Annotated in this window: 18 protein-coding genes; 3 read left to right on the forward strand and 15 right to left on the reverse strand. The window is 69.0% G+C overall.

Going from position 1 to position 26945, the window contains the following annotated elements:
• The first annotated feature begins 45 nt into the window (after positions 1-45).
• Entirely contained in the window at positions 46-4455 is a 4410-nt protein-coding gene (locus tag I596_RS10240) for an InlB B-repeat-containing protein (protein ID WP_190278892.1), read from the forward strand.
• 403 nt (positions 4456-4858) lie between these two features.
• On the opposite strand, the gene I596_RS10245 is transcribed toward I596_RS10240, so the two are convergent.
• Complete coding sequence (locus I596_RS10245; protein WP_150132102.1) at positions 4859-5905, reverse strand: hypothetical protein; 1047 nt, start codon at positions 5903-5905, stop codon at positions 4859-4861.
• 192 nt (positions 5906-6097) lie between these two features.
• On the opposite strand from I596_RS10245, the gene I596_RS18085 reads away from it, so the two are divergent.
• Positions 6098-7246 (forward strand): alpha/beta hydrolase, encoded by a 1149-nt coding sequence (locus I596_RS18085; protein WP_190278893.1) that lies wholly within the window; start codon positions 6098-6100, stop codon positions 7244-7246.
• 10 nt (positions 7247-7256) lie between these two features.
• Here I596_RS18085 and I596_RS10255 read toward each other — a convergent pair whose 3' ends face one another.
• The gene (locus tag I596_RS10255) at positions 7257-8054 is read right to left on the reverse strand and encodes a CPBP family intramembrane glutamic endopeptidase (protein ID WP_067647330.1); all 798 of its coding nucleotides are present in this window, start codon (positions 8052-8054) and stop codon (positions 7257-7259) included.
• 350 nt (positions 8055-8404) lie between these two features.
• Between I596_RS10255 and I596_RS10260 the strand changes: the two genes are divergently transcribed.
• Entirely contained in the window at positions 8405-9157 is a 753-nt protein-coding gene (locus I596_RS10260; protein ID WP_083965503.1) for a M48 family metallopeptidase, read from the forward strand.
• Between the two features lie 190 nt (positions 9158-9347).
• Here the strand turns inward: I596_RS10260 and I596_RS10265 are convergent, their stop codons facing one another.
• From I596_RS10265 to I596_RS10325, 13 genes are all read right to left on the reverse strand, one after another.
• Positions 9348-11201: a sigma 54-interacting transcriptional regulator gene (locus I596_RS10265; RefSeq protein WP_067647333.1), complete on the reverse strand. Its 1854-nt coding sequence runs from the start codon at positions 11199-11201 to the stop codon at positions 9348-9350.
• Positions 11202-11286: 85 nt separating this feature from the next.
• The gene (leuD, locus tag I596_RS10270) at positions 11287-11931 is read right to left on the reverse strand and encodes a 3-isopropylmalate dehydratase small subunit (RefSeq protein WP_067647335.1); all 645 of its coding nucleotides are present in this window, start codon (positions 11929-11931) and stop codon (positions 11287-11289) included.
• A 1-nt stretch (position 11932) separates the two neighbouring features.
• On the reverse strand, positions 11933-13345 hold the full coding sequence (gene leuC, locus I596_RS10275) for a 3-isopropylmalate dehydratase large subunit (protein WP_223303811.1): 1413 nt from the start codon (positions 13343-13345) through the stop codon (positions 11933-11935).
• Positions 13346-13535: 190 nt separating this feature from the next.
• Complete coding sequence (locus I596_RS10280; protein WP_150132103.1) at positions 13536-13943, reverse strand: isopropylmalate isomerase; 408 nt, start codon at positions 13941-13943, stop codon at positions 13536-13538.
• Positions 13894-14502 (reverse strand): isochorismatase family protein, encoded by a 609-nt coding sequence (locus I596_RS10285; RefSeq protein ID WP_067651744.1) that lies wholly within the window; start codon positions 14500-14502, stop codon positions 13894-13896. Before I596_RS10285 ends, I596_RS10280 begins: the two co-directional genes overlap by 50 nt.
• The gene (locus I596_RS10290) at positions 14499-16352 is read right to left on the reverse strand and encodes a hydantoinase B/oxoprolinase family protein (RefSeq protein WP_067651741.1); all 1854 of its coding nucleotides are present in this window, start codon (positions 16350-16352) and stop codon (positions 14499-14501) included. Before I596_RS10290 ends, I596_RS10285 begins: the two co-directional genes overlap by 4 nt.
• A 5-nt stretch (positions 16353-16357) precedes the next feature.
• A complete protein-coding gene (locus I596_RS10295) occupies positions 16358-18424 on the reverse strand; it encodes a hydantoinase/oxoprolinase family protein (protein ID WP_067647344.1) in 2067 nt (688 codons plus the stop codon).
• Positions 18425-18492: 68 nt separating this feature from the next.
• Entirely contained in the window at positions 18493-19746 is a 1254-nt protein-coding gene (locus I596_RS10300; protein ID WP_067647347.1) for a DUF1329 domain-containing protein, read from the reverse strand.
• 14 nt (positions 19747-19760) lie between these two features.
• Positions 19761-21434, reverse strand: coding sequence for a DUF1302 family protein (locus tag I596_RS10305; protein WP_083965504.1), 1674 nt, complete (start codon positions 21432-21434; stop codon positions 19761-19763).
• Complete coding sequence (locus I596_RS10310; RefSeq protein WP_190278895.1) at positions 21431-23836, reverse strand: efflux RND transporter permease subunit; 2406 nt, start codon at positions 23834-23836, stop codon at positions 21431-21433. The genes I596_RS10305 and I596_RS10310 overlap by 4 nt, the downstream gene beginning before the upstream one ends.
• Positions 23833-24822: a WD40/YVTN/BNR-like repeat-containing protein gene (locus I596_RS10315; protein ID WP_067647354.1), complete on the reverse strand. Its 990-nt coding sequence runs from the start codon at positions 24820-24822 to the stop codon at positions 23833-23835. The genes I596_RS10310 and I596_RS10315 overlap by 4 nt, the downstream gene beginning before the upstream one ends.
• Positions 24815-25744, reverse strand: coding sequence for a hydroxymethylglutaryl-CoA lyase (locus I596_RS10320; protein WP_067647357.1), 930 nt, complete (start codon positions 25742-25744; stop codon positions 24815-24817). Before I596_RS10320 ends, I596_RS10315 begins: the two co-directional genes overlap by 8 nt.
• A complete protein-coding gene (locus tag I596_RS10325; protein WP_067647360.1) occupies positions 25741-26937 on the reverse strand; it encodes a CaiB/BaiF CoA transferase family protein in 1197 nt (398 codons plus the stop codon). The genes I596_RS10320 and I596_RS10325 overlap by 4 nt, the downstream gene beginning before the upstream one ends.
• Between the last annotated feature and the right edge of the window lie 8 nt (positions 26938-26945).

A 26945-nucleotide genomic window follows, 5' to 3' on the forward strand; every position in this document is an offset into this window, starting at 1 on the left:
CACAAGACCGAGAGAATCCATTCGAATCGAGGGGAGAGTTGCACCGTGAAACGTTTGCCGCAGGAAACTGCCTGTCATCGCTCAGCGGGCCGCAGCGGCCCCGGCCCGGCGACCCCGCCCGCTCCCCGGCGAGGGCTCGCCCTCGCGCGCCTGCTGCCGATCGCAATCACGCTCTGTGCCGGTGCGGCGCCGCTGCAGGCGCAGGGCATACTCGATCCGTCGTTCGTGCCGCCGAGCGACATGAACTGGGTCAACTACGCGAGCGTCGCCACGCAGGTTCTCCAGCCAGACGGCAAAGTCGTCCTGGGAGGCATCTTCGACCTCGAGGGCACGCGAGTCATCCGCCTCAACGCAGACGGCTCCGAAGACGCCTCGTTCATCAAGGTGCGGGCCGACTACGGCATCGAGCGGATGCTCCTTCAACCCGACGGCAAGATTCTGCTCGGCAACGCAGTAACCCTCAACGACCAGCCGGTGCGACGACTTGCGCGCCTGAACCCGGACGGCTCGCTGGATGCCGGCTTCTCCTTTCCCCAGGTGCAGGTTTCCGGGCTCGTCAGGGGCCTCGCCTTGCAGCCCGACGGGAAGTTGCTCATAACCGGTGTGAACTTCACGGACGGGCAAGGCGCGCCCATCGCCAATTGCATTGCGCGATTGAACACCGACGGATCGATCGATCCTTCGTTCACCAGTCCGTTTTCCCTCATCGATCCACAGACCTGCCCGCAGGCGCTGGCGTTGCGTGCGGACGGAAAGATCCTGGCCGCGGGGCAGTTTCCGCTTCCCGATCCGTGGTCGACATTGGTACGCCTGAATCCTGACGGCTCGCTCGACGCCGACCTGACGCCGAACACCGGGCTCAGCGAAGCGGTAACGACCCTGTATCCGCTGCCCAATGGCGAGCTGCTGGCTGCCGGGTTCGACACTACGCAGAACCGACGCCTCATTCGCTTGAATGCCGATGACACACGCGATGCCGACTTCGACGTGATCGTCAAAGACGCTTCGGGTGACGTGGGCTCCATCTACAACGTGTTCGCCCAGCCGAATGGCAAGATCGTGATTGCCGGCCGGTTCGAGACGATCAACGGACAAAGACACCGCCACATCGGCCGCGTCGACGCCGATGGCACTGTCGACGCCAGCTTCGATCCGGCCGGCCTCGGGATCGACGCGGGACAGGTCACGTCCCTGGCGATTCAAGCCGACGGGCGCATCATCATCAGCGGCGCGTTCACTGCGGTCGATCAGGTGCCGCGACACCTGCTGGCACGACTGCTGGTTCCCGATCCCGCAACCGAGCAATTCGCGTTCGGTGCCGCGCGCCAGAGTGTCCGCTGGCAACGTGGAGGCGGCGGACCCGAGCTGAGCCAAGTGAGATTCGAATCCTCGGCGAACGGCCAGAACTGGGCTCCGCTCGGCCGAGCGCAGTGGAACGAAGGTGCCTGGGAACTGGACAATCTGAATCTTCCTGCTGGCACGTTCTGGCTGAGAGCGCGCGCCTTCTCCATCACCGGCGGGATGAGTGGAGGAGCAGGCGGCGTCACGGGGAGCTACAGCGGCTCCGTACTCGAATCGACGCGACAGCTCATCGCGAGGGTCACGCCCGGCGCCGGACCCGGTGGCGCCATCTCGCCGGCCACGCCGCAGTACATCGATACCGGTTCCACCGCGAGCTTCACGATCACGCCCGATTCCGGGCAGCAGATCCTCGCGGTCGAGGGCAGTTGCGGCGGTCACCTGAACGGAACCACCTTCAACACGAACGCGATCACGGCCGACTGCACCGTGCAGGCACGCTTTACCGACTCGACACGCTTCGTGATCACGCCCAGTGCCGGGCCGGGCGGCTCCATCAGCCCCGGAATAGCACAGAGCGTGGCAGGAGGAACGACGGTTCAATTCACCGTCACTCCGGATCCGGGCCATGCGATCACCAGTATCGATGGCACCTGCGGCGGCGCACTCGCAGGCACCACCTTCACGACCTCGCCGGCCACCGCGAACTGCACGGTCGAGGCACGCTTCCAAATCACCACCGTCACGGTCACCGCCAGCGCCACCGGCGGCCACGGCAGCATCTCCCCGGCGTCGCAGACGCGCAACCATGGCGAAGCGGCGACGTTCGAGGTCACGCCCGATCCGGGCTACAACGCCGTCGTCAGCGGCTGTGGCGGCACGTTGACCGGCCGCACCTATACAACCGCACCGTTGACGGCGAACTGCGCGGTCACGGCCGGCTTCTCGACCTACTCGGAGGCGGGAACCTCGGTGACGGTCAAGGCATCCCTCGCGAACGAGAACCCCTGCGTGAGCGGCACCTCGGCCATCGAGGTGCCGGCCGGCCAGGACATCGCCCTTTGCGCGACGCTCACCAACGGCACCGGGCAGTTCCTGCGACCGATGACGGTTCGACGCAGCGCCCTGCCGGGCGATTCCAATGCCGTCCGTCCTTCGCTGATTCAGATCAATGGAATCGCGTCGGGCGCGTCCTACGACATCACCGATTTCGGCCTGATCACGCCGCGCGAGTCCGGCGACCTGCAGGTGTCGTGGAGTGCCTCCGCCGGGCCGGTGCAAGGCGGGTCGGACAATGTCCTCGTCCCAACGTACACGTATGACGATCTCGCGCCGTTCACGGCACTGGACCTGTCCGTATCGCCGACGGCGAGAGACCTGCATCTGACGCGCCCTGGCTCGAGCGAGAGCGTGCGCATGCCGTTCCCGTTCAATTTCTACGGCATCCCGACCGACGTCCTTTGCATCAGCAACGATGGCGCGCTGGTTCCCGCAAACGATACGTGCAACCTGTTCCCGAACGGGAGCTGGTACATGGAGATCGCCGTAGCCATGCGGCCGACAGAGGACTATGCGCAAGGCTATGAAGGCGGCACGGTCTATACCGACGTCGTCGGCACGGCGCCGAACCGCCGCTTCGTCGTCCAATGGCACAGCAAGCGCATCGTCGGCAGCAACGGTAGTGCCGGCGTCACCTTCCAGGCGCTGATCGACGAAGCCACCAGCGCCATCACGTACCAGTACCTGTCGATGGCCAGCGCAGATCCCAACGCCGGGAACGGCAGCGGCGCCCGTGCCGGCCTCGCACTGGAATACGATCGACTGCGCTACCTCTACCCGCAGGGCGCCACGCTGACGAATGGCAAGGCGATTCGCTGGCAGCCGTCACCACAGCCCTTTACGGCACTGGCAAGCGGCAGCGTGCACATCACCGTCCTGAAGCCGGAGATCGACGTGGAGCCGACGGCGGTGCACGCCAGCACGGCCGTCGACGGAACGGCGACGGCGACACTGACGCTCGGCAACCTGGGCAACGTAGCGCTGCAATGGGACGCAGCCCAGGCCCCCGGCGATCGTCCCGGCGAAGCACAGGCAGCGTTCGCATCTCCCACCGGCTCGGCCGCCGTTCCGGCGATCGCGCATGCCTGGGGAGGCAGGGACAATTCGCGATCGGTGTCGCTCGATGCCGCCGCCCCGCTGTCGCTCGGTCGAACCGCCGGCGGCAGCGTGAACATCTGGCCAGTGCACGCCGGCAGCTTCGTCAACAACGATTTCAGCCGCTTCTACCTCATCACGAACTACGGCCGGACTTTCGACGCCACCTGGCAGGGGGCCCTGGAATGGTTCGATCCATCGACCAGCACCGGCAACCGCACGGTCTTGAGCGGATTCGGCACGGTTGCCATGGACGGTGACCGCTGGCGTGGAATGCGCTGGGATCCAAGCACGGCGACGCTGTTCGGAGTAGCGAGCAACTGGGTGGATATCAACTCGCGGCCGCCGTTCCACACGGACGTGTACAGCATCAATCCCGTCACCGGCTGGGTGACACGCATCGCCCGCCTCGAAGACGTCGGCGCGTCCGGCATCGCGCTGGCCGATATCGCGATCGACAACGACGGCCAGATGTACGGGATCGACATGGGCACGGACACCCTCGTCGCGGTCGACAAGGTGACCGGGCGCGCGCGGCCGGTCGGACTCACCGGCCTGAACGTCGGGTACTGGGACGTACAGTCGGTGGACTTCGATCACTCCACCGGAATCCTGTACTACGCGACCTGGGTACAGAATTCGCCGGTTGGCGCACAGATGTTCACGCTCGACACGACGACCGGCGCGGCCACCCTCGTCGGCACCATCGGTGATGGCAGCAGCGGTCTACGGGCCATGTCGATCGCCAAGCCTGGCGGCCCCTGCGTCGATGCTGCCGGGGTGCCGTGGCTGGCGCTGGACCGCGCCGCCGGCTCGATCGGCGCGCTGGAATCGGACACGGTACGGGTCACGCTCGATGCCAGTGGCCTCGCCACAGGCACCTATCGCGCGAACATCTGCGTCGGCAACAACACGCCGTTCAAGAGCCAGGTCACGATCCCGGTGACGTTCACCGTCACCGCTGCGGATCACATCTTCGCCGACGGCTTCGAGACGCCGTAGCCGGGCAGCGGCCCCTGAGGAAGTGCCGGCGCCGCAATGCAGCGCCGGCACTTCGCCATTGTCCGGTTTCCAACGCGCGCGCAACGGGGCGACCCCACCGACTCGCCCCGGATGCCGCCTTGCCACCGGGCTACCGCCGCGCAAGTCGCGCTGTCGTCGTGGCCCGTCGCCGCCCAGGAAAGACCACGACGCCCGGGGACTGCATGCAATCCAGAACAGGCCGAGCAGCCGAAGACCGAGCATGTTCGGCCTATTCCTTTTGCGCCCGACGAAGCACAACCCGATCGGTCCAGAACCGCCGAGAACGAAGCTGATGCCGGACGGTGACTCGCCTGCTGTCGACGGTTGCCGAGGCAGGTTCCGGAGCTAACGCCCAATGCAACGCCGCTCGGGCAGATGACCGTCACTTCGGCCCCCAGAGAATCTGGCAGCGATCGCCGGCGGTGAAGTAGTCCTCGAGCACACCGCTGCGGAACGCCAGTGTCAGGTCGCAGTGGAACTGATTCTCGCGCTTCTCGAAATGCGCGACGTTGCCGGCCTGGCCGACCTGGGCGTCATAGAACTCGCTGTGGGTGCGGCGATAGACGAGGGTCCTGACCGGCCCGCGGTCGCTGCTGGTCGCGGGCTGGCCCCAGGCGTCGGTCAGTTCGGCTTCGGTGCGCCCGATCCAGTCTTCGAGCGCGGGCGCGACCTCCTTCTCGCGCTTCAGCCGGTCCTTGCGGCGTTTCTGCAACGCGGCCAGCGCATCGGCATCGCGCTGGCTCTGCGCGGCGATCCCGCCCGCCTGTGCGACCAGCTTCTCCTTCTCCTTCATGATCTGCTCGACACGGTCATTCTGCTCGGCGATCGGCACGTCGCTGCTGTAGGCAGGCCGCTTGCCGTCGGTCCACAACTTCTCCCACGCCGCATCGACCACCTTGGGCAGGCTGATCGGCCCCATGTAGATGAAGTTGCGCGGATCGTTGTTGGCCTCGCGCTCCTCTGCGCGCCGCGCCTGACTCTTCTGGCCCTTGTCGCAGGCGAAGGTCATGATCTGCTGCTCGGTGACATCGGCGGGCGGGTGGTCGGAGACGTCCGGCCCGCGACGCAAGGCACCGTTCCGCGGGCTGATCTGCACCAGATCGATACGCAGCGTCTTGCGCTGACAATCGACATGGTAGTTGGCGGTCGTCCAGTCGGGTTGCGACGGCGCCTCGTAGACCGTCGCGGCCTCCACCTTGAAGCGGGTGTCGCTATTGAATTCGGGGCTGATGTAGTCCTCATCGACCACGGTGAACGTACGATTCGGCCGCTCGCCGCCGGTGTAGACCAGCCACTGGTTGGCCTGCGCAGGGACGGCGATGCCCAGCATGAGGGCCGCGGCGATCAACCCGGGCTTCTTGAGCGCGATCGCAGGTGTGTCGGATGGCATGTCGATCCCGGTGGGTTCTGTTGAGGAGCGTTCGATCACATTCCCGCAGCCGCGTTCGACGGGCCGTGGTCACCGGCAAGGCCCAGGCGTGCTGGCTGCCGCCCCGATGAACAGGCCGAGCCGCGGCAGGTCGCCCGGCTACGGATCAGATCACACTTCGGGGCCTGGCCAGGCGTCCCGCACTCGCCGTTACCGATCCGTTTCCTGCCCATGCCAACCTGGGTGAACGCCATGACCTCACCCCGGACTGCCGGGGAGCGCTTCATCGCCGCGGGCGAGTTCATGGGGATGCGCGAGGTGGCCCAAACGCTGCGCACGCGCCTGGGCGATCGCACCGCGAAGGTTCCGGCCCGCACGCTGTCCAGCCGGCGGGTGAGGCCGGCGGTGAATGTACTCCCCGAAATGAAGCAACTGGCACCGATGCTGGGGCGCAGGCACGTCTACCGGTCGGACCAGGCGCAACGGATGCTCGACTCCCCGCCACGACCGGCCGTGCAGACCATCGTCGACTGCGCGGAAAGTCTGCTGGCGGAGCGAAACCCGGCAGGACGCCGCCCCCGTGCCGGCGCCAGCGCCGGATACGCCGGGATGGGCGTGCCGAAACGGACAACGGCTAAGATGCGCCAGGTACGTCCGAGTCGCTGCGTCGGGGGTGGTCGTCGAATGAAAGCCGTCTTCCTCACGATCGCGCTGGCCCTTGCAGCCTGCGCGTGTGCCATCGGTCGCGACGGGCCTGTTCGTGACGCTCCCGGATGGCCCGAGCGTGTCACGTTTCCGACGCAGGACGGCGGGCGGGTCGTTGCGGATCGATACGGACACGGTGATCGGGGCGTAGTGCTCGCCCACGGCGGCCGTTTCGACAAGGAAAGCTGGCAGAAGCAGGCGCAGATACTGGCGCAGGCCGGCTTTCGCGTCCTGGCCATCGATTTCCGTGGACACGGCCAGTCGCGCGGCGGCAAGCGGACCGATCCCGACGACGAGGACACGCGCTTCGACGTACTGGCCGCGATCCGGTACCTGCGCGCGACCGGCGCAAGCACGGTCTCGGTGGTCGGAGCGAGCTTCGGCGGTGGCGCCGCCGCCGAAGCCTCGGTTGAAGCCGAGCCGGGCGAGATAGACCGCCTCGTGCTGCTGGCGCACGCGGCCATCGAGAAGCCCGAGCGGATGAAGGGCCGGAAGCTGTTCATCGTGAGCCGGGACGATTTCAGCGGAGACGCCAAGATTCCGCGACTACCCGCGATTCGCGATCAATACGACAGGGCCCCCGGACCGAAAGCACTGGTGGTGCTGGAAGGCTCCGCTCACGCCCAGGCTCTTTTCGAAACCGACCAGGGGGAGCGGCTGATGCGCGAGATCCTGGCGTTCCTCACCGCCCCCTAGATGCAGCGGCTCAGGCCCGCTCGCCGGCTGCCACGCGCGCCGGCGCGGTCCAGGCGACACGGCGATGCAGCCAGATGATCGCGATACTGAACGGCACCATCGCCATCACTACGGTCAGCAGCTCGGGCTTGTCCACGGCGAAGAACAGCCGCCCGCGTCCGGTCGCCTGCTGCGCGACCATGAAGGCCAGATGGAAAGCCATCGGCGCCCACAGGCTTCCGGTCGCGGCGCGCAGCACGCCCAGCACGACGCCGAAGGTGAACAGGAACGAGGCGTCGAGCGCGTCGTCGACCGCGCCCATCGCCGCGGCGGCCAGCACGAACAGCACGGCCTGCGCCAGGATGACCTGCCAGGTCGACAGCACACGGGACAGGCAGGCCCAGGCATAGCCGCGAAACAGCAGCTCTTCCGGCAGGGCTTCGCCGGCGAACACCAGCACGACGACCAGCGCGATCCCCGGCAGCAGCTCCGCCATCGGCACCTGCGGCGTCATCGACAGCAGGCCCGTCGCCAGGCACAGCGCCAGCGTGAGAGCCGCCGGCAACAGGTACGCCAGCAGGCCGGTGGCCACGGCGCGGCCGGCACCCTGCCCGTGCAATCCCAGCCAGCGCGGCCCACGGCCGTGCCAGCGCAACGCGAGCGCGATCAGCGCGAGCGAGGCCGGGCATACCAGCCCCGCGAACAGGAGGTGCGCCTGCGAGGGGTCGGCGCCCCCATGCAGACCGGCGGCCTGGGCCAGGCGCCAGATCGCCACGGCCGCGGCCACTACGACGGCGAAACGGAGCAGGTCGTTTCGATTCCAATCCACGGTCGAGTCCCCGCGCACGAATCGCCGGGAGGGTAGCACGGCGCACATCGGCTCCACGCCGCGCGGCGAAGGCGCCGTGCCGGCCGAAGCACGAGGGTGCCGACGACCAGGTCGCCGATGGCCGGTCCTACCGATAGCGGCAAGACGTGTCGGCAGACGAGCACGCACGGCGTGCGGCGACAGGCGATGCCGCGCGAACACGGCGAAACGCGTGTGTGTCCAGCGAAGGCCTGCGGCTGCCGCCGAGAAACAGAAAGACACATTTCCGTACGGTTGGACCGGCTACCGTTGAAACGCTCCGCAGAAAACACGGCGGAGCCGTCTCCACATCCCCTGCAGCAGGATCTTCAATGAACAAGACCCTATCGCACTCGCTCGCGAGTGCACTCGCCCTAGGCACGTTCGCGGCGGCGCAGCGCGCCGAAGCCATCGATCTCGAAGGCGCGCTCGGCGCCGGTGCCAAGCTCGGCAAGGCGGCCACCTTGTCCGACAAGGACGTGATCGCATCGGCCAACGAGGCGTGCGCCTACATGGACAAGCAGAACAAGATCGCCCCGCCGGGCTCGGCGTACGGCGCCCGGCTGGCCAAGATCGTCAAGGGCCTGGAAGGCGAGGATGGCCTGCGATTGAACTTCAAGGTCTACCAGAATCCCGATATCAACGCCTGGGCGATGGCCAATGGCTGCGTGCGCGTCTATTCCGGCCTGCTCGACAAGGCCACCGATGACGAAGTGCGCGGCGTGATCGGCCACGAGATCGGCCACGTCAAGCTCGGTCACACCAAGTCGAAGATGAAGACCGCCCTGCTCGCTGCCGGTGCGCGCGAAGGCGTCGCGGCCAGCGGCGACAACAAGGCCGCGTCGGTCGCCCAGTCCAATCTCGGCGGTCTCGCCGAGACGGTGGTCAATTCGCAGTTCTCGCAGAAGGAAGAAAGCGCGGCCGACGAGTACGGCTATCGCTTCATGGTCAAGCACAAGTACGACCCGCAGGCGATGGTGACGATGTTCCGCAAGCTGCCCGGCAAGGGCGGGCTGACCTCGTCGCATCCCGGATCGGAGCAGCGTGCGCAGAAGATCGAGAAGCTGATCAAGAAGGGCAGCTGATCGGCCGGACGTACCACGCACGGCGGACTCGGCCTCCCTCCGGCCAGCCCTGCCGGGCTTGATGCGTGCGGGCGCCGTGCGATCGCACGGCATCGGTGCGATGCGGATCCCGGCGCCCCGGGCGCCGGGATCCGACGCAGCGTGCGGCCTCGCGTCGAGCACGCCGGACCGGGGCGGCGACGGATTCCGGTCAGTGCTTGCCGCGCAGCTTCAGCCGGCGCCACAAGGTCGTCTGGCTGATGCCCAGGTACTCGGCCGCGCGCGTGCGGTTGCCGCCGAACAGGTCCAGCGCCCGCGTGATCGCTTCCTGCTCGACCTGCTGCAGGTGGCCGTCGCCGACCGCGGCGTCGGCGTCGAGCGCGTACAGCTCCGGCGCGATCCGCGGCAAGGCGGCCAGGATCGCCTCGCAGCTGCGGTACAGCCGATGGGACACCACCAGGCGCTCGACGATGTTCTCGAGCTGGCGGACGTTGCCGGGCCAGTGGTAGCGCCGGAACACCGGCACGATGCCGGCGACCAGCGCCTGCGCATCGACGTCGGCCACATACCGCGCCACCTCGCGATGGACCATGTAGCTGGTCAGCTCGGCGATGTCCTCCGGGCGCTCGCGCAGCGGCGGCATGCGGATCGCGAAGGTGCTGATGCGGTAGTACAGGTCCTCGCGGAAGCGCCCGGCCCGCACCTCCTCGATCAGGTCCACGTTGCAGGCGGTGATGAAGCGCAGGTCCAGTGCGATCGGCTGGCGCGACCCGACCGGCGTGACCTCGCGCTCCTGCAGGACGCGCAGCAGCTTGGCCTGCTGGGCGAGCGGCAGCGAGTTGATCTCGTCCATGAAGAACGAGCCGCGGTTGGCGCTTTCCAGCAGGCCCGAGCGCCCGCCGCTGCGCGCGCTGGTGAAGGCGCCGTCGGCGTAGCCGAACAGCTCCGACTCGAACAGCTCCGCCGGCACCGCCGAGCAGTTCAGCGCGACGAACGGCCCGCCGGCATTGGCGCCGGCGGCGTGGATGTAGCGCGCGGCCAGCTCCTTGCCGGTGCCGGTCTCGCCGTGCAGCAGCACGGTGCCGGCGGTCGCGCCGTAGACGGCGAGCAGGTTCTCGACCTCGGCCATGCGCTCGGACCGGAATACCAGCCGGCGCCGGTCGTCCTGCGGCTTGGCCACCGGGCTGGGCGTGAAGGCGTAGAGATAGCCGACGGTCTGGCCGTCGACGTCGAACGGCTGCTTGCTCAGCGCGCCGAGGCGCTCGCCGAGGAAGACCCGCTCGGAATGGAAGCGCGGCTCCTGCAGCAGCTTGCGGTCCAGCACCGCATCCAGCCGCTGCCGGCGCGCCAGCTGCGGCAGCTGCTGCACGGTCGCCGCGTTCCAGGCGATGGCGGTTCCGTCGAGGTTGGCCAGCACGGCCGGATGCGGGTTCTGGTCGAGCAGGAACTGCGACATCGCCATCAACTGGCGCCGCCGCTTGTGCTCGCCGCTCAGCCGCACCGCCTTGCGCAGCAGGTTCCGGCACGACTCGCGCGAGTAGATCAGCACCGACTCCATGCCCCACTGCTCGGCCAGGTCGCAGGCGTAGCTGGAGCCGACGACGACGCCGTAGCCCTCGTCGCGGCGGCGGTGGAAGATCTCCTTGATCTCCTCGGCGGTGGCGTAGGTGCAGTGCTGGATCTCGATGTCGTGGAACACCTTGAGGACGTCGAGGTTGGTCTTCTGGCGCTCGTAGGTCAGCAGCAGGATGCGCGAGGAGATGCGGTGCGCGGTCATCGTCGCCTGGATCAGGTCGGCCGAGCTGACCCGCAGGCCCAGTACCGGCACCGGCAGCGTGTCGTGCAGGTAGAACGCATTGGCACCGGCGCTGACGAAGATGTCCACCTGCTGGCGGTCGATCAGGTCGCGGGCGGCGCGTACGGCGTCGTTGAAGATGTTGTCGATGATGGTGATCTGCGCCACCGACTCGAACTCGCCGATCAGGCTGTGCACGATCTGGCTGAGCTTGGAATTGCCGATCAGGCAGATCCGCGCCTTGCTGTTGATCGCGTTTGCGAAATCCACGGAGGTGCTCCTTCGCTCAGGGCCGGACCCAGCGTCCGGGGGCTCGCGGGGGCGGCCGGCCCCACCTTACCCCAGCCGCAGCCGGTCAACGCCGGCGATCGAACAACCAGGGGGCCTGCTGCCGCCAGTGCTGTTCGTAATCGGTGATCGCCTGGCGGCAGGTCCAGGTGCGGGCGATCTCGTCCAGGCCGTGCAGCAGGTCGTGGCGGTGCCCCTCGTCCAGCTCGAAGCCGAGCGTGCGGCCGCCGATCTGGAGCGTCCCGGCCTCGACGTCCACGCGGGCCTCGATGCCGGCATCGGCCTGCACGGTCGCGAACAGCCGGTCGATCTCCGCCTGCGGCAGCACGACCGGCAACAGGCCGTTGTTGAAGCAGTTGTCGCGGAAGATGTCGCCGTAGCTCGGCGCCAGCAGCACGCGGATGCCGAAGTCGCGCAGTGCCCAGACCGCGTGCTCGCGGCTGGAGCCGCAGCCGAAGTTGGCCTGTGCCAGCAGGACCGACGCGCGGTCGTAGGGCGGGTGGTTGAGGATGAAGGCGGCGTTGCGGCGACGTGACGCGGCCGGGAGATCGATCCGGCCCGGGTCCAGGTAGCGCTCGTCGTCGAACAGGAAATCGCCGAAGCCTTCGGCTTCCAGACTCTTGAGGTACTCCTTGGGCAGGAGCATGTCGGTATCGACGTTGGCCCGGTCGATCGGGACGACGATGCCCTGGTGCGTACGCAATGGCTGCATGTCACAGGCTCCGGACGTCGACCAGGGCGCCGGCGACGGCGGCGGCGGCGGCCATCGCCGGCGACATCAGGTGGGTGCGCCCGCCGCGGCCCTGGCGCCCCTCGAAGTTGCGGTTGGACGTGGAGGCGCAGCGTTCGCCGGGCGCCAGGCGATCGGCATTCATGCCCAGGCACATCGAGCAGCCGGGCGCGCGCCACTCGAAGCCGGCCTCCAGGAACACCTGGTCCAGGCCCTCGCGCTCGGCCTGCAGCGCCACCAGGCCGGACCCGGGCACCGCCATCGCCAGGCGGATGCGCGGATGCACGCGGCGGCCGCGCAGGATCTCGGCCGCGGCCCGCAAGTCCTCGATGCGCGAGTTGGTGCACGAGCCCAGGAACACCTTGTCCACCGGCGTGCCGGCGATCGCCTGGCCGGGCTGCAGGCCCATGTAGTCCAGCGCGCGCTGCCAGTCCTGCCGCTGCAGCGGCGTCCTGGCCTCCTCCAGCGTCGGCACGCGACCGTCGATCGCGACCGTCATGTCCGGCGAGGTGCCCCAGGTGACGCCGGGGGCGACCTCGGCGGCCTGGAGGTGCACGGTCCGGTCGAACACGGCGCCTTCGTCCGAATGCAGCTGCCGCCACTGGTGGATCGCGGCCTGCCAGAGGCTGCCCGATGGCGCATAGGTGCGTCCGTTGACGTAGTTCTCGGTGACCTCGTCGTAGGCGATCAGGCCGACGCGGGCGCCGGCCTCGATGCTCATGTTGCACAGGGTCATGCGCGCCTCCATCGACAGGCCGCGCACGGCGCGGCCGCAGAACTCGATCGCGTGGCCGCTGCCGCCGGCCGCGCCGATGCGGCCGATCACGTGCAGCGCCAGGTCCTTGGCCGAGACGCCGGCCGGCAGTTCGCCGTCGATCTCGATGCGCATCGCGCGCAGCTTGCGGCTGCGCAGGGTCTGCGTCGCCAGCACGTGCTCGACCTCGCTGCTGCCGATGCCGTGCGCGAGCGCGGCCAGGGCGCCGTGGGTGGCGGTATGCGAGTCGCCGCAGACCACGGTCATGCCCGGCAGCGTCAGGCCCTGCTCCGGGCCGACGACGTGGACGATGCCCTGGCGCAGGTCGCCGAGCGGGAACAGCGGCACGTCGAACGCGCGGCAGTTGCGCTCGAGCGTGTCGACCTGCAGCCGCGCCAGCGGATCGTCGAAGCCGTCCAGCCCCAGCTCGCGATGCAGCGTGGGCACGTTGTGGTCGGGTGTCGCGATCGTGGCATCGGATCGCCACAGCGCACGACCGGCGCGGCGCAGGTGGGCGAAGGCCTGCGGCGAGGTGACCTCGTGCAGCAGATGCAGGTCGATGTACAGCAGGCTGGACCCGTCCGCCAGGTCGGCGACCCGGTGGCTGTCCCAGAGCTTGTCGTAGAGGGTTCGGGCGGTCACGGTGTCCTGGCGCGGGTTGTAGACGTTGAAAGGCGTGCAAGGACGCATGGCGCGGCGCCCCGGTACGGCGCGGCCCGCGCGACGGGCGGACGATCGAGGGTCGCGATGCCGCCGATCGCCGCGCCGGGACGCTCCCGGCGACCACGCCACCGCGGCACGACACGCCTCGCTTCAACGTCCATGACGTGCACTACCGGTAGGGTTCCCAGCGGTACAGCGCCTCGCCGCCGGGCGTGGCGCGCCGATAGCCGCAGTAGCTGTCGAGCCGGCCCTCGCCGCGCGGCTGGACCACGCAGTAGGGACGCTCGCAGTCGGCTTCGTCGCGGCCGGCCGCCTGCAGCGCGGCGCGCGCCGCGTCCAGCTCGTCACCGGCCGCACGCAGTGCCGTGCCGTCCAGGAAGGCCACGTGGCTGCGGAAATGCCGCACCCAGGCATCGACGTAGGTCCGGCAGGGATCGCCAGCGGCTGCCGCGGCCGGTAGCGCGGCCGGCGCCGGCTCGCCGCGGTGCGGGCCGGGCGCCGCGCAGCCGGTGGCCAGCACGGCCAGGCTAACGAGGCAACAGCGCCAGGCACGCATCGAGGTCCAGGACGTCGGCATACTTGACCTGCAGGTCGTGCAGGTTCGCGCGGTGCGCGGCTTCGTCGCGGTCGCCCACCGCCTGCGCGGGGATCACCACGCGCAGGTCGTACTGCAGCGCATCGACGGCGGTCGCGCGGACGCAGCCGCTGGTGGTCAGGCCGGTGACCATCACGCCGTCGACGTCCGCGGCGCGCAGGCGGGCAGCCAGGTCGGTGCCGAAGAAGCCGCTGGCACCGTGCTTGACGATCACGGCCTCGCCCGGCGCCGGCTGCAGGCGCGGGTCGATCGCCACCAGCGGCGAGCCGAGCACCAGGTCGTTCAACACCGGCAGCTTCTCGCGGAACACGCGCGCCTGGTCCGGCCGGTCGTAGGCGACGGTGGTGAACAGCACCGGCGCGCCGGCGCTACGGAAGGCGTCGAGCAGGCGCCGGTTGGCGGCGACGACGGCATCGCAGGCGGCGCCCAGCCGGCTGCGTGCCGGGTCGGTGAAGGCGACCGACAGGTCGACCAGCACCAGCGCATACCGGCGCGCCGCCGGCAGCGGCTGCGAGCCGAGCCGGTCCGCCGCGCCGCTCATGCCCACTCCGGCGTCGCCGGCGCGGGCAGGCCGGTGTCCTCGAAACAGCGTGCCTTGAGTTCGTCCAGCGAGCCGCCCCGGTCGAACAGCGCGACCGGACCGCGCGCCTTCGCCATCGACGCGCGCAGAGCCTCGGTGGCCGCGGGGTCGGCCTGGCCGTCGCGGACGACGACGCCGTAGCGGCGCGCACCTTCGGCACTGACCAGCCCCTTGGCGACGTCGGCGAGCACCTTGGCCGGATCGCGCTGCAACGGATCGCCCCAGCCGCCGGCCCCCCAGGTGTCGAACAGCAGCAGGTCGCCGGCGACCACCCGGATGCTGTCGCACTTGGACGGCAGGACCTGCCGGCTGCCGTCGCCGCGGACCAGCTCCTTGCGGCTGCGCTGGCCGGGCTCGCCGCCGTTGACGCCCCAGGGATGGGTCAGCCAGCGATCGTCGTGGATCGAGATCTCGCCATCGGCCAGCAGCCGGTAGGCCACGCGCAGGCCGTTGCCGCCGCGGTGCAGGCCGGCGCCGCCGGAATCGCACAGCGTCTCGTAGGTCTCGATACGCAACGGGAAGTAGGCCTCGACGAACTCGTTGGGCACGTTGGTGAAGCCCGGCCACAGCGAATGGCCGTCCGGGCCGTCGCCGGCGGGCCGGCCCGGGATGCCGCCGAAGCCGATCTGGAACAGTTGGAACCACTCGCCGGCCGCGTCGTAGCCGGAGTACATGAAGTGCGGCGAGTCGGAGAAGCCGGCGGCGTTCATCGCCTGCGGCGCGCCCTGCCCCAGCAGCCCGCCCATGATGTCGAAGATGCGGCCGAGCAGGTGCGTGCGGCACGACAGCGGCGCCGGGAACTTCGGCTTCAGGATCGACCCTTCCGGGATGCGCACCTCGACCAGGTCGTAGAAGCCGTCGTTGAGCAGGATCGCCGGATCGAACAGGCTGATCGTCAGCGCGCCGAAGAAGATCTTGAACATCTCCTCGTTGAGGTAGAAGTTGACCGACGAGGGCGCCTGCGGATCGGTGCCGGCGAAGTCGAAGATCGCCTTCTCGCCCTCGCGCCAGAGCGCGCAGCGCAGCGTGTACGGGCCGCGGCCGGCGCCGTCGTCGCAGATGTAGTCCTCGAAGACCTGCCGGGTCTCGGGCACCACGCGCTGGATCACTTCCTTCATCGCCCGGTAGGTGCGGTCGAGCATCATCTGCTGGGCGCTGAAGAAGACGTCGTCGCCGAAGCGCTCGGACAGCTCCACGCAGCGGCGGCCGGCGCTGCGGCAGCCGGCGACGATCGCGTTGAGGTCCGAACGGTTCCAGCGCGGCATGCGCACGTTGTGCAGGATCACGTCGAGCATGTCGCTGTTGAGCTCGCCGCGCCGGTACAGCTTGACCGGCGGAATCCGTACGCCCTCCTCCCAGATCGTGCGCGCGTCGGTCGGCAGGCTGCCCGGCACCTTGCCGCCGACGTCGGACATGTGCCCGAACATCGCCGCATAGTTGATGAGGCGGCCGTCCTTGAAGATCGGCAGCAGCACCAGCCAGTCGGGCAGATGGCTGACCGCACCGTTGCACAGGTACGGGTCGTTGGTGAGGAATACGTCGCCGTCCTCGACGGTGCCGTCGTAGGCCTGCAGCAGGCCGGCGATGAACGAGCCGAACTGGCCGACCAGCATCTTGCCGTTGCAGTCGGCGATGATCGGGAAGGCGTCGCCCTGCTCGCGGATGCCGGGGCTCATCGCGGTGCGGAACAGCACCGCGTCCATCTCGGTCCGCGCGTTGGCCAGCGCGTTCTCGATGATGTCCACGGTGATGCCGTCGACCGCGACCCGCTTCAGCGGCAGCGCGTTGGGCTGGATGATGCGTGCAGCCATGGTGTTCACTCCTTGCCGTCGACGGGACGGATCAGCAGGTTTCCGACCAGGTCCACGGTCGCGGCGTGGCCCGGCAGGATCAGGGTCGTGGAATCCATCTCCATGACGATCGCCGGGCCAGGTACGACCTGTCCGGTGCGCAGCCGTGCGCGGTCGTGGACGTCGGCCTCGTGGTCGGCGCCGCCGTAGTGGATCGCCTGCCGGCCGACGACGGAATCGCCGTCGTGCGCGGCGCCGGCCGCGGCCGCGCGATCATTGATCGCCGGACTCGGGGCACGGGCGATCGCGCGCAGGTTGACCAGCTCGTGCGCCTCGTTCAGCGCGAACGTGAACTGGCGCTCGTGCTCGGCGTCGAACGCCGCGGTCAGCGCCGACAAGCCGTCGGCGCGGATCGATGCCGGGTTCACGTCCAGCGTCAGCAGCAGCGCCTGGCCCTGGTAGCGGACGTCGGCCTGCCATTCGACCTGCTGGTCGCGCGCGGGAATGTTCTGCGCCACCAGCGACTCGCTGACCGCCTGCGCCAGCTGTTCGAGCATCTGCGCGACGTCCTCGCCGTCCATGTCGACCACGCGCCGGACCAGCGAGCGCGAAGCCTCGTCCTTGATCCGCGTGGTGGCGTCGCCGTAGGCGCACAGCACGCCCGGACCGGGCGGCACGATCACCGGCCAGGCGTTCATCAGCAGGCCCAGCGCATTGCCGTGCAGCGGGCCGGCGCCGCCGAACGCGCACAGCGCGAAATCGCGCGGATCGTAGCCCTGCTCGACACTGATCAGGCGCAGCGCGCCGTACATGCGCTCGTTGGCGATGCGCACGATGCCCTCGGCAGCCTCCATCAGCGAGACGCCCATGGCGTCGGCGACCGCGCGCACGGCCGCTTCGGCGAGGTCGCGGCGGACCTGGAAATCGCCGCCGAGCCTCTGCTGCACCGGCAGGTAGCCGAGCACGACGTTGGCGTCGGTGACGGTCGCGCGGTCGCCGCCGCGGTCGTAGGCCGCCGGGCCCGGCACCGCGCCGGCGCTCTCGGGGCCGACGCGCAGCGCGCGCGTCAGTTCCGGCACGAAGGCGATCGAGCCGCCGCCGGCGCCGACCGTGCGCACGTCCACCGAGGGCGCGCGTACGGCGATGTCGCCGACGCGGGTCTCGCGGCGGATGCGCGCGTGGTTGCCGTCGATCAGGGCGACGTCGGTGGAGGTGCCGCCGACGTCGCAGGTCAGCACCCGCGGGAAACCCGCGCGCGAACAGAACCAGATCGCGCCGGCGACGCCGCCGGCAGGGCCGGACAGCAGCATGTTGACCGGCGCCATCGCCGCCGACCGGCTCGTGGCCAGGCCGCCGTCCGAGCGCAGGATCGCCAGCCGGACCGCGGGGTTCAGCCGCCGCTGCAGCTCGTCCTGCAGGTGCTGGATGTAGGTGGCCACTTCCGGCCGGACATAGCTGTTGACGACCGTCGTCTCGGTCCGCTCGTACTCCTGCATTTCCGGCACCACTTCCGAGGACAGCGACACCGGGATGCCCGGCATCACCTCGGCGGCGATCTCGCCGATGCGGCGCTCGTGATCGCCGTTGACGTAAGCGTTGATGAGGCTGACCGTCAGCGCCTCGATGCCGGCGTCGCGCAGGAACGCCAGGCGCTCGCGCACGGCGGCGACGTCGAGCGGCCGCACGATGCCGCCCTGCGCGTCGATGCGCTCGTCGGCCTCGACGGTCAGCTCCAGCGGCGCCAGCAGCTCGCCCTTGTTGAACGTCACCCAGCCGCCGAGGCCGCCGGGCACGAACGAGCGCGCGATGTGCAGGACCTGCTTGTAGCCGGCCGTCGTCACCAGGCCCACGCGCGCGCCGCGCCGGGTCAGGATCGCGTTCGTCGCCACCGTGGTGCCGTGCAGCACCGAATGGATCTGCGCCGGATCCACGCCGGAGGTGCGGCACACCTTCTCGATGCCGTCGAGCACCGCGATCGACGGGTCGCGCGGCGTGGAAGGTACCTTGGCGGTGTAGGTCTCGCCGCTCTTCTCGTCGATCAACAACAGGTCGGTGAATGTGCCGCCGACATCCACGCCCAAACGAAAACTCATACACCCTCCGTTACCGTGAAATCAGGCGGGACCACCGGTCCCGCCCGCTGCCATCGCCTCGCGCGCCGTCAGCGTGCGGCTTTTTCGAGCTGACCCAGGTTCACGTCCTCGTGCTTGATGCCCGGGGTGTTGAGCCGCGCGCTGTCGGCCAGGATGAAGACCGTGCCGTGCCGGCGCTGGTAGTCGATCGTGAAGCCGGCCGAGGAGATGATCCCGCGATCGCCGTCCTCGGTGCGGATCGTCTTGAGGTGGTAGTTCATCCACTTCCAGAAGTCACCCTTCCGGTCGTAGGCCTCGGCCTGGTAGAAGCGCGGGAACTGCGTGTCCATATACAGCACCTTCTTGCTGTAGGGATGCTCCGGCGGCGTGGTCGCCTCGATCACCCACACCTCGCGCGGCTCCCAGCCGTCCTTCGGGTTCCAGTACGGTGCCTTGCCGAGGTCGATGATCGGGAACTCGGCCGGGCCGGACGCCTTCGGGTCCCACGAGGTAGTGGTCGAGTTGGCCACCGCCAGCACCCAGCGCTTGCCGACCAGCTTGAAGTCCGAGTACCAGCTCGGATGTGCGTTGAAGATCTCGATGTCGTCGTTGAGCTGGTCGGTACCGCCGATCGGGTCCATCCAGGTGCCGCCGGACAGGCGTCGCGTGCGCCGGACCGACTTGACGTAGGCCCAGGAGTCCTCGAGCTTGGGCGAGTCGAAGCGGACGGTGAACAGGCCCAGGCCGCGGATGTCGTTGGGATAGGTGGCGTACAGCAGCGTCTTGCTGAGGATGCTGCCGTCGCCCTCCACGGCCGGCTCCACGCCCAGGCGCCCCTTCATGAAGTAGCGCTGGAACGCCCATTCCTGCTTGCGCTCCAGGCCGGTCTTGCCGCTGATGAACAGGTAGGCGAACTTCGGATAGTCCTGCAGGTTCTTGGTCGGCTGGGCGTAGTGATGGTTCCAGATCAGCTTGGCGGCCGCATCCGGATCGTCCGCGGCGACCTCGGGGAACGGCATGCCGCCGATCCAGCCCTCGACCTGGCGCGTGTCGCGGTTGTAGCGCGCCTTGCCGGCATTGTCGCGCGTCGCCTTGAGGTAGTCCTCGCCGAGCGCGATCTTCTCCGAAGCCTTCAGCGTCAGCGCCAGCCCCTCCTCGCGGATCAGCTGCTGCATCCGTTCGGTCAGGAGGTCGGCGACGGCATGGTTCTCGAAGCTGTCCTTGAGGTGCTGGGACAGGTTCGAGGCGTCGATGACGGTACCCGGCGCCAGCTCCGCGGCCCGTGCGGCGGGCAGCAGGCCCAGGGCGGTGGAGAGGGCAACGGCGGTCAGTAGATGTTTCATCGGTGGTCGCTCCGTCAGAACTGGTACGTCACCCGCACGGCCAGCTGGTTGTTGCCAGCGAAGTAGCCGAACAGGTTGGTGTCGTTGAAGCCGGTCAGGGCACGGTCCTGGTGGCGGCGGTTGAAGAACAGGTCGGCCTCGGCCTTGATGCGCCAGTGGTCGCCGTAGACGAACTCCACGCTGGGGATCACGAAGCCGCCGCCGTAGCTGAGGTCGGTGCCGACGGCGAGCGTCGGATTGATGCGGTCGTTGTGGTAGTTCATGCCGAGGATCGCCGTCAGCAGCGTGGAGTGCTGCTTCGTGCGCCCGCTGAAGCCGGCCAGGTTCACGATCTCGTCGCTGCGCTTGTAGTCGGGGATCCAGGTGTCGAACAGCTGCAGCGACAGGAACGAGGGGCGGCTGGTACCGAGGAAGCGGCTGAGGTCCACCTGCTTGTCCAGGCGCAGCATCAGCTTGACGGTGTCGCGCTCGACGATGCCGCAGAAGCCCGGGAAGAACGCGCAGCCGCCCGCCTCCCCGGCATCGACGCCGACGTTGTAGGTGGCGTCGGGGATGTAGGAGGCCTCGACCGAGAACACCGCGTCGAGACTGTCCAGGTAGCGGTTGGCGGTGATGCCGAAGACGTCGATGACCGGGAAGATCAGCTCGCCGACGGTGGAATCGCGCGGCGAGTTGTATTCGCCACGCCACGCGCCGAGGAAGCGGCGGCCGCTGGCCGAGTCGCCGACGCCCAGCGGGTTGTCGGGATTGGGGTTGATGACCGGCACCTGCGCCGGGCCGTGGAACCAGCCGAGCGAGTATTCCCACTGGCCGGCCATCGACTTCCAGCGCAGGCCGTAGGCGCCGTCGTCCATGTCGGCCTTGCTGTGGTCGTAGTTGTACGGCACGTCGGCCCCGAACGGCGCGGAGGCGAAGGTGATGCCGCGGTTGGGCGTGTTGGCCCAGCGGCCGCCTTCCACGTCGTAGCTGTTGCCGCGCTGGTCGGCCGGGTTCATCCGGCCCGGGATGTAGATCAGCTGCAGGCTGCCGTCGACCGAATCGAAGCGCTGGACCAGGTTGGCCATCCACAGCGGCTTGCGCAACTCCTCGTTCTCGGCCTCCAGGAACGAACGCCAGCGGAAGTCGTAGCCGTGGATGACGTCCATCGACTGGAAGAAGTCGGTCTCGCCCCAGACCACCTGCTGCTTGCCGAGCTTGAGCGTCGTGCCCGGGCGGACCTCGGTCTGCCACCAGAACTCGCGCAGGTCCACGTCGTTGTAGACGTCGTCCATCAGGTTCACGCTGGAGCGCTGGCGGTTGCTGAAGAGGTCGGTGGCGGCGTACTGGTCGGCCACCTCCTGCAGGTCCTTGAGGTAGCGCGTCTCGTACTCGTGCGAGGCACGCACCGAGATGCCCAGCTGCGAGGTGCCGAAATCCTTGAACAGGTTGAGCTTGCCGGTGGCGCGGACCATGGACAGGTCGTACTGGTAGTCGCCCTTGGGCGCGCCGTCCCGGGTCGGATCGGCCAGGTAGACATCGTCCAGGTTCATCGAGATGTGGCCGCGCAGGTAGCCACTGGCCTCCCAGCCCTCGAAGAAGCCGTCGGCGCCGTGGGCGGCCCCGGCGGCGGTCAGGCCGGTCAGCGCCGCCAGGCAGGCCCGCGTCAGCTGGCGCCTGGGCGGGAACGCGTTGAAGCACGTTGCTTTCATGTAGGTGATCCTCCCCTTGTTGCATTGACGACGAAGACGTCGTGACTGGACGTGGTCGCGCGAGCGCGACCGAAGATGAACTCCGGCTTGAACACCAGCGCGAGAGAGGGCATGACGTAGAGCGAGGTGAAGGCCGACACCATCAGCCACAGGCCGATGAGGATGCCCATCTCGGCCTGGAACCGGAGCGAGGACAGCGACCAGAACAGCACCCCGGCCGCCAGCGTGATGGCGGTCAGGATCACGCCCCGGCCGGCCGAACCGAGCGACTGCCTGACGGCGTCCATCGGATCGGCGTCCGGGTGCTTCTCCAGGTGTTCCTTGATCGCATCGACGATGTAGAACGCGTAGTCCACGCCCAGGCCGATGCCGAGCGCGACGACCGGCAGCGTGCTGATGCTCATGCCGATGCCCTGCCAGGCCATGAAGGCGAACGTGACGACGTTGGAGATCAGCACCGGGATGATGAAGAACACGCCGCTGACCGAGGACCGGTACACCACCAGGCAGCACAGCACCACGACCAGGAACGCCAGCGCGATCGCCTCGATCTGGTCGCGCAGCAGGATCTCGTTGACGGCCGCGGTGATGCCGAGCACGCCGCCGGCCAGCCGCACCTGCGCCTCCTCCAGCGGATTGGCCGCGATGAAGTCGCCGGCGTTGTGGATCGCATGGCGCAGCGTGTCGCCCTTGTGGTCGCGGAAGAACAGCGTCACCGCGCCGTTGCGGAAGCCGACATCGGCGAACTGCGCCAGGTCGTCCGGATCGGCGCCCTGCATGTAGAAGCTCACCAGCTCGCCGTTCTCGGTGGCGTCGCCGCCGAGCTCGCGGTAGCGCGGGTTGCCCTCGTAGAGGTTGCGGCGGATCTCCACGACGATGTCGGCCAGCGAGACGCTGCCGCCGATTTCCGGCTGGCGCTCCATGTAGCGCGAGAAGCGCTGCATCCAGTCGAGCACCTGCGGCGACTTCAGCGCATCCGGGGCGTGCCCTTCGACCGCCACGAACATCTGCTCGGACCCCGGGTAGAGCCGGTTGACCAGGGCGCTGTCCCGGTTGAACTGCGAGTCCTGCCAGAGGATCGGCGAGCCGTCGCTGGCGTCGCCGATCGTGATGCGGGTGGCCTCGAACACGAAGCCGGCCAGCAGCAGCACCGTCACCGGTGCGACCAGGTAGCGCGCGCGGGAGGTCGCCAGGGCGGTGGCCGAGCGCGTGAACAGGCCGAGCAGCCCGTCCAGGCGCAGCGGATGCACGAAGCGGCCCGGCTCCCGGACCCACGACAGCAGCACCGGCGTCAGGATCACCGCCGACACCGCGATCGTCATGACCCAGATCGCACCGATGATGGCGACCTTGTGCAGCAGCGGGATCGGCGTGAGGATCACGCAGAGGATCGCGCCGGCGTCGGCGTACAGCCCGAGCATGCCGGGCCGGAACAGCTCGCGCATGCTCTGCTCGGCCGCGCGCCGCGGCTCGATCGCCTCGCCCACGGCCAGGTCGTCGAAGCGCGTGATCAGCTGCACCGAGTGCGAGAACGCGCGCGCCGTGATGATGAAGGCGACGACGATGACCAGCGGGTCGAAGTTGTAGCCGAGCAGGCTGCCGATGCCGAGCGCCCAGGTCGCCGAGACCAGGCCGGCGATCAGCGGCAGCAGGGTGCCGCGCCAGGTGCGGCTGATGACGAACAGCAGCACCAGCATCGCCGCCAGCGACACCAGCGAGATCACCACGGTCTCGCCCAGGTGATGGGCGACCCAGCCGTACAGGATCGGCTCGCCCACCAGGTGCAGGCTGACCTGGGCCGTCGCGGTCGACGCCGCCAGGATCCCCTGGATCTGCGGGAAGATCGTCGCGTAGTCCACCAGGTGGTCGTAGAAGTCCACCTGGATCAGGGCCGAGCCGAGGTCGGTGTCGACGTAGAGCCCGTAGACCATCGGGTTGTTCAGCACCGCCTGGCGCAGCTCGTCGATCCCCTGGTCGGAAGTCGGCAGGTCCGGCCACATCATCGGCTGCGTCTCGATACCCTCGCTGGAAGCGTCCACGCGCTTGAGCTTCTTGGAGGCCAGCGAGGTGATCTGCATCGGGTTGACGCCGTCCACCTTCTGCAGCTCCAGCGTGATCCGGCGGATCTCGGCGAGGATCGGCGTCTTGAAGATGTCGCCGTCCTTCGAGCGGACCAGGATCGTCACCCGGTTGCTGGCGGCGAACGTGTCCTGGTAGGCGCTGTGCACCTGCACGTAGGGATGGTCGTGCGGCACCATGTCGCCGAAGCGCGTGCGGATGTCCAGCCGCGTCAGGCAGGCGGCGAAGAACACCGTGACGAGGGCGATGGCGATGCACACCGCCACCCGGTTGCGGATCGCCCACGATGAAACGGTGGCGGCGATGTCGAAGATGCGATTCATCGAGCGGATTCCTCCGGCCACGGCCGGTAGCGGCCGTCCGGCGTCAACAGGCCGATCGAGCGTCCGACCAGCACGGTGTCGCCGTTCGCCAGTTCGAACAGATGGCTGTAGTAGCTGCGTCCGAGGCCCGCGGCGGCCAGCGGCTGCCAGTCGCGAAGGCCGGACGATGAGGTGAACGCGGCGCCGCGATCGCCGATCGCCAGCCAGCGGCGCTCGCGCACCGCCACGTCGTAGAGGTGCTCGGTGGTGAACGCCGCCAGGCGCTGCCAGTGCAGTCCGCCGTCGGTGGTCGCGAAGGCCAGCCCGCGGTTGCCGACGGCCACGCCGTCCTGGCCGTGGAACGCCAGTGCGCGCAGGCTCTCCTCGCCCAGCTCGGCGACCTGCCAGGTCTCGCCACCGTCGTGGCTGCTCAGCAGGCGGCCGAACTCGGCGGCCACCCAGATCGACGCGCCGGGGCCTTCGCGGACGGCGTTGAACGCGACGTCGTCCTCTTCGCGCATCCGCGTCCACTGCGCGCCGTCGGCGTCGCCGCGGAACAAGGCGCCCATCTCGCCGACGACCCAGAAGTGCCCGCCGACGAAGGCGGCATCGAGCAGCTTGCCGCCGACCGCCGAGACCGGGAGCGTCTGCGGCGACCAGGTGCCGTCGCCGTCACCGGTCCACAGGCGCCCGCCGTTGCCGACCGCGACCACGCGGCCGCCGGGCGCAGCGGCGATCGCCTGCAGGTTGACCGCCGGTTCGAGCTGCCGGCGCTGCCAGGTGCCCGCGGCGCGATCGCCGGACAGGACCGCGCCGTGCTGGCCGACGATCCATGCGCGCTCTCCGAGCGCCGTACCGCCGAAGAACAGGTCGCGACTCTCGACCAGGGGCTGCGCCATCGGCTTGGATTCGGTCTGGACCTGGACGAACGCCGCGGCGTAGGCCAGACCGCCGATGATCGACCAGGGTGCGATGCGTGCCAGCCAGCCGGCTGCCCGTTCAATCATGACGAACCTCCGCGTGGCGGCGATGGGTGCGATCGAGCCAGCGGAACGCGTGGCCGCCGAGTGCGGCGTCCACGATCGCGCCGGCCTGCCGGACCGCATCGGTCAGCGCGGCCAGGTCGATGCCGGTCCGGAAGCCCATCGACTGCAGCATCAGCACCACGTCCTCGGTGGCCACGTTGCCGCTGGCACCGGGCGAGAACGGGCAGCCGCCGAGGCCGCCGATCGCGCTGTCGAACTCGCGCACGCCGCACTCCAGGGCGGCCAGCACGTTGGCCAGCGCCATGCCGCGCGTGTCGTGGAAATGGCAGGCGAACACGCCGGCGCCGTGGCGGCCGGCCAGTCGCGTCATCAGGTCGCGTACCCGTGCCGGATCGGCGGCGCCGATCGTGTCGGCGACGATCACCTTGCGGGCGCCGGCCCCGATCATCCGCTCGACCAGCCGCTCGACCGTCGCCGGCGGCGTGGGCCCCTCGAACGGGCATTCGAACGCGACGGCGACATAGGCCTGGCCTTCCACGCCGTCGGCCGCCGCACGCTGCATCAGGTCCGCGCAGACGGCCGTGGTCTCGTCCAGGCCGCTGTTGATGTTGCGCCGGTTCATCGTCTCGGTCGCCGACAGCACGACGGAGACGACGCCGGCGCCCGCGGCGCGCGCCAGTTCGTAGCCGCGCAGGTTGGGTACGAGGGCCGAGTAGCGGATCGCGTCCTTGTGCGGCAGCAGCGCGAACAGCCGGTCGCTGCCGGCCATCTGCGGCACCGCCTTGGGCGAGACGAAGCTGCCGGCCTCGATGCTGGCAATGCCGGCAGCAACCAGCCCCTCGATCAGTGCCAGGCGCTGCTCGACCGGAATCACGCGTGCCAGGCTCTGCAGGCCGTCGCGCGGACCGACCTCGTTGACGAGGACACGCTCCGGTGCGGTCATGCCACCACCCCGTCCGCGCGCAGGCGCTCGAGCTGGTCGGCGCCGTAGCCGAGTAGTCCGCCCAGTACCTCGGCGGTGTGCTCGCCGAGCTGCGGCGGCGGACCGAAGCGATCGCCGCCGTCGACCGACAGCTTGATCGGATTGCCCGGTGCCTCGACGCCGCCGGTGGCCGACGGAATCGTCACGACCATGTCGCGGTGGCGGATCTGCGGGTCCGACAGCGCCTCGCTGAACCGGTTGACCGGCGCGCACGGCACGCGGACGCGGGTGAGCTGCTCCACCCAGTGCGCAGTGGTCTGCGTCGAGAAGACCTCGTTGAGCTTCGCGTCGATCAGCGCCTTGTCGGCCAGCCGCCCTGGCTGGCCGGCGTAGCGCGGATCGCGGAACTCGGCCACGTCCAGCAGCTCGACCAGGCTGGTCCAGAAGCTGTCGAAGATGACCGCGACGATGATGAAGCCGTCCGACGTGCGGTAGGTGTTGTACGGCACGTGCACGAAATGGCCGTTGCCGAGCGGCTCGGGGTCCTCGCCGCTCATCAGGTGCATCGTGGCCATGTAGTTGAGCATGCTGACCTGGCAGTCGAGCATGCTGATGTCCACGTGCTGGCCGCGGCCGTGGCGATGGCGGGCCTGCAGCGCGGCGAGCACGCCCATCACCGCGAACATGCCGCCGCCGAGGTCGCCGATCGGGATGCCCGAGCGCATCGGCCGGCCGGCGTCCTCGCCGGTGATCGACATGCCGCCGCCGATGCCCTGCACCACCTGGTCGAACGCCGGGCGCAGGTAGTTGGGGCCGTCCTGGCCGAAGCCGGAGACCGAGCAGGTGATGATTCGCTCGTTGATGCCGCTCAGCTGCGCGTGGTCCAGGCCGAGCTTCTTCATCACGCCGGCACTGAAATTGTCGATGACCACGTCCGAGACGCGGACCAGGTCGTGGAACACCGCCACGCCCTCGGGCCGTTTCAGGTCGATGCAGACGCTCTTCTTGCTGCGGTTGAGCGTGATGAAGTACGCGCCCATGCCGTCGCGGGAATACTTCGGATCGGAGACCAGGAGATTGCGCGTCCCTTCGCCGTGGAGGGGCTCGACCTTGATGGTCTGCGCCCCCAGGTCGGCCAGGATCATGCCCGCGTAGGGACCCGACAGCATGTGGGTCAGGTCCAGTACGCGGATGCCCGCTAGCGCCTCGCTCATGTGGGTTC

The sequence above is a fragment of the Dokdonella koreensis DS-123 genome, assembly GCF_001632775.1.
GTDB classification, from domain to species: Bacteria; Pseudomonadota; Gammaproteobacteria; order Xanthomonadales; family Rhodanobacteraceae; genus Dokdonella; species Dokdonella koreensis.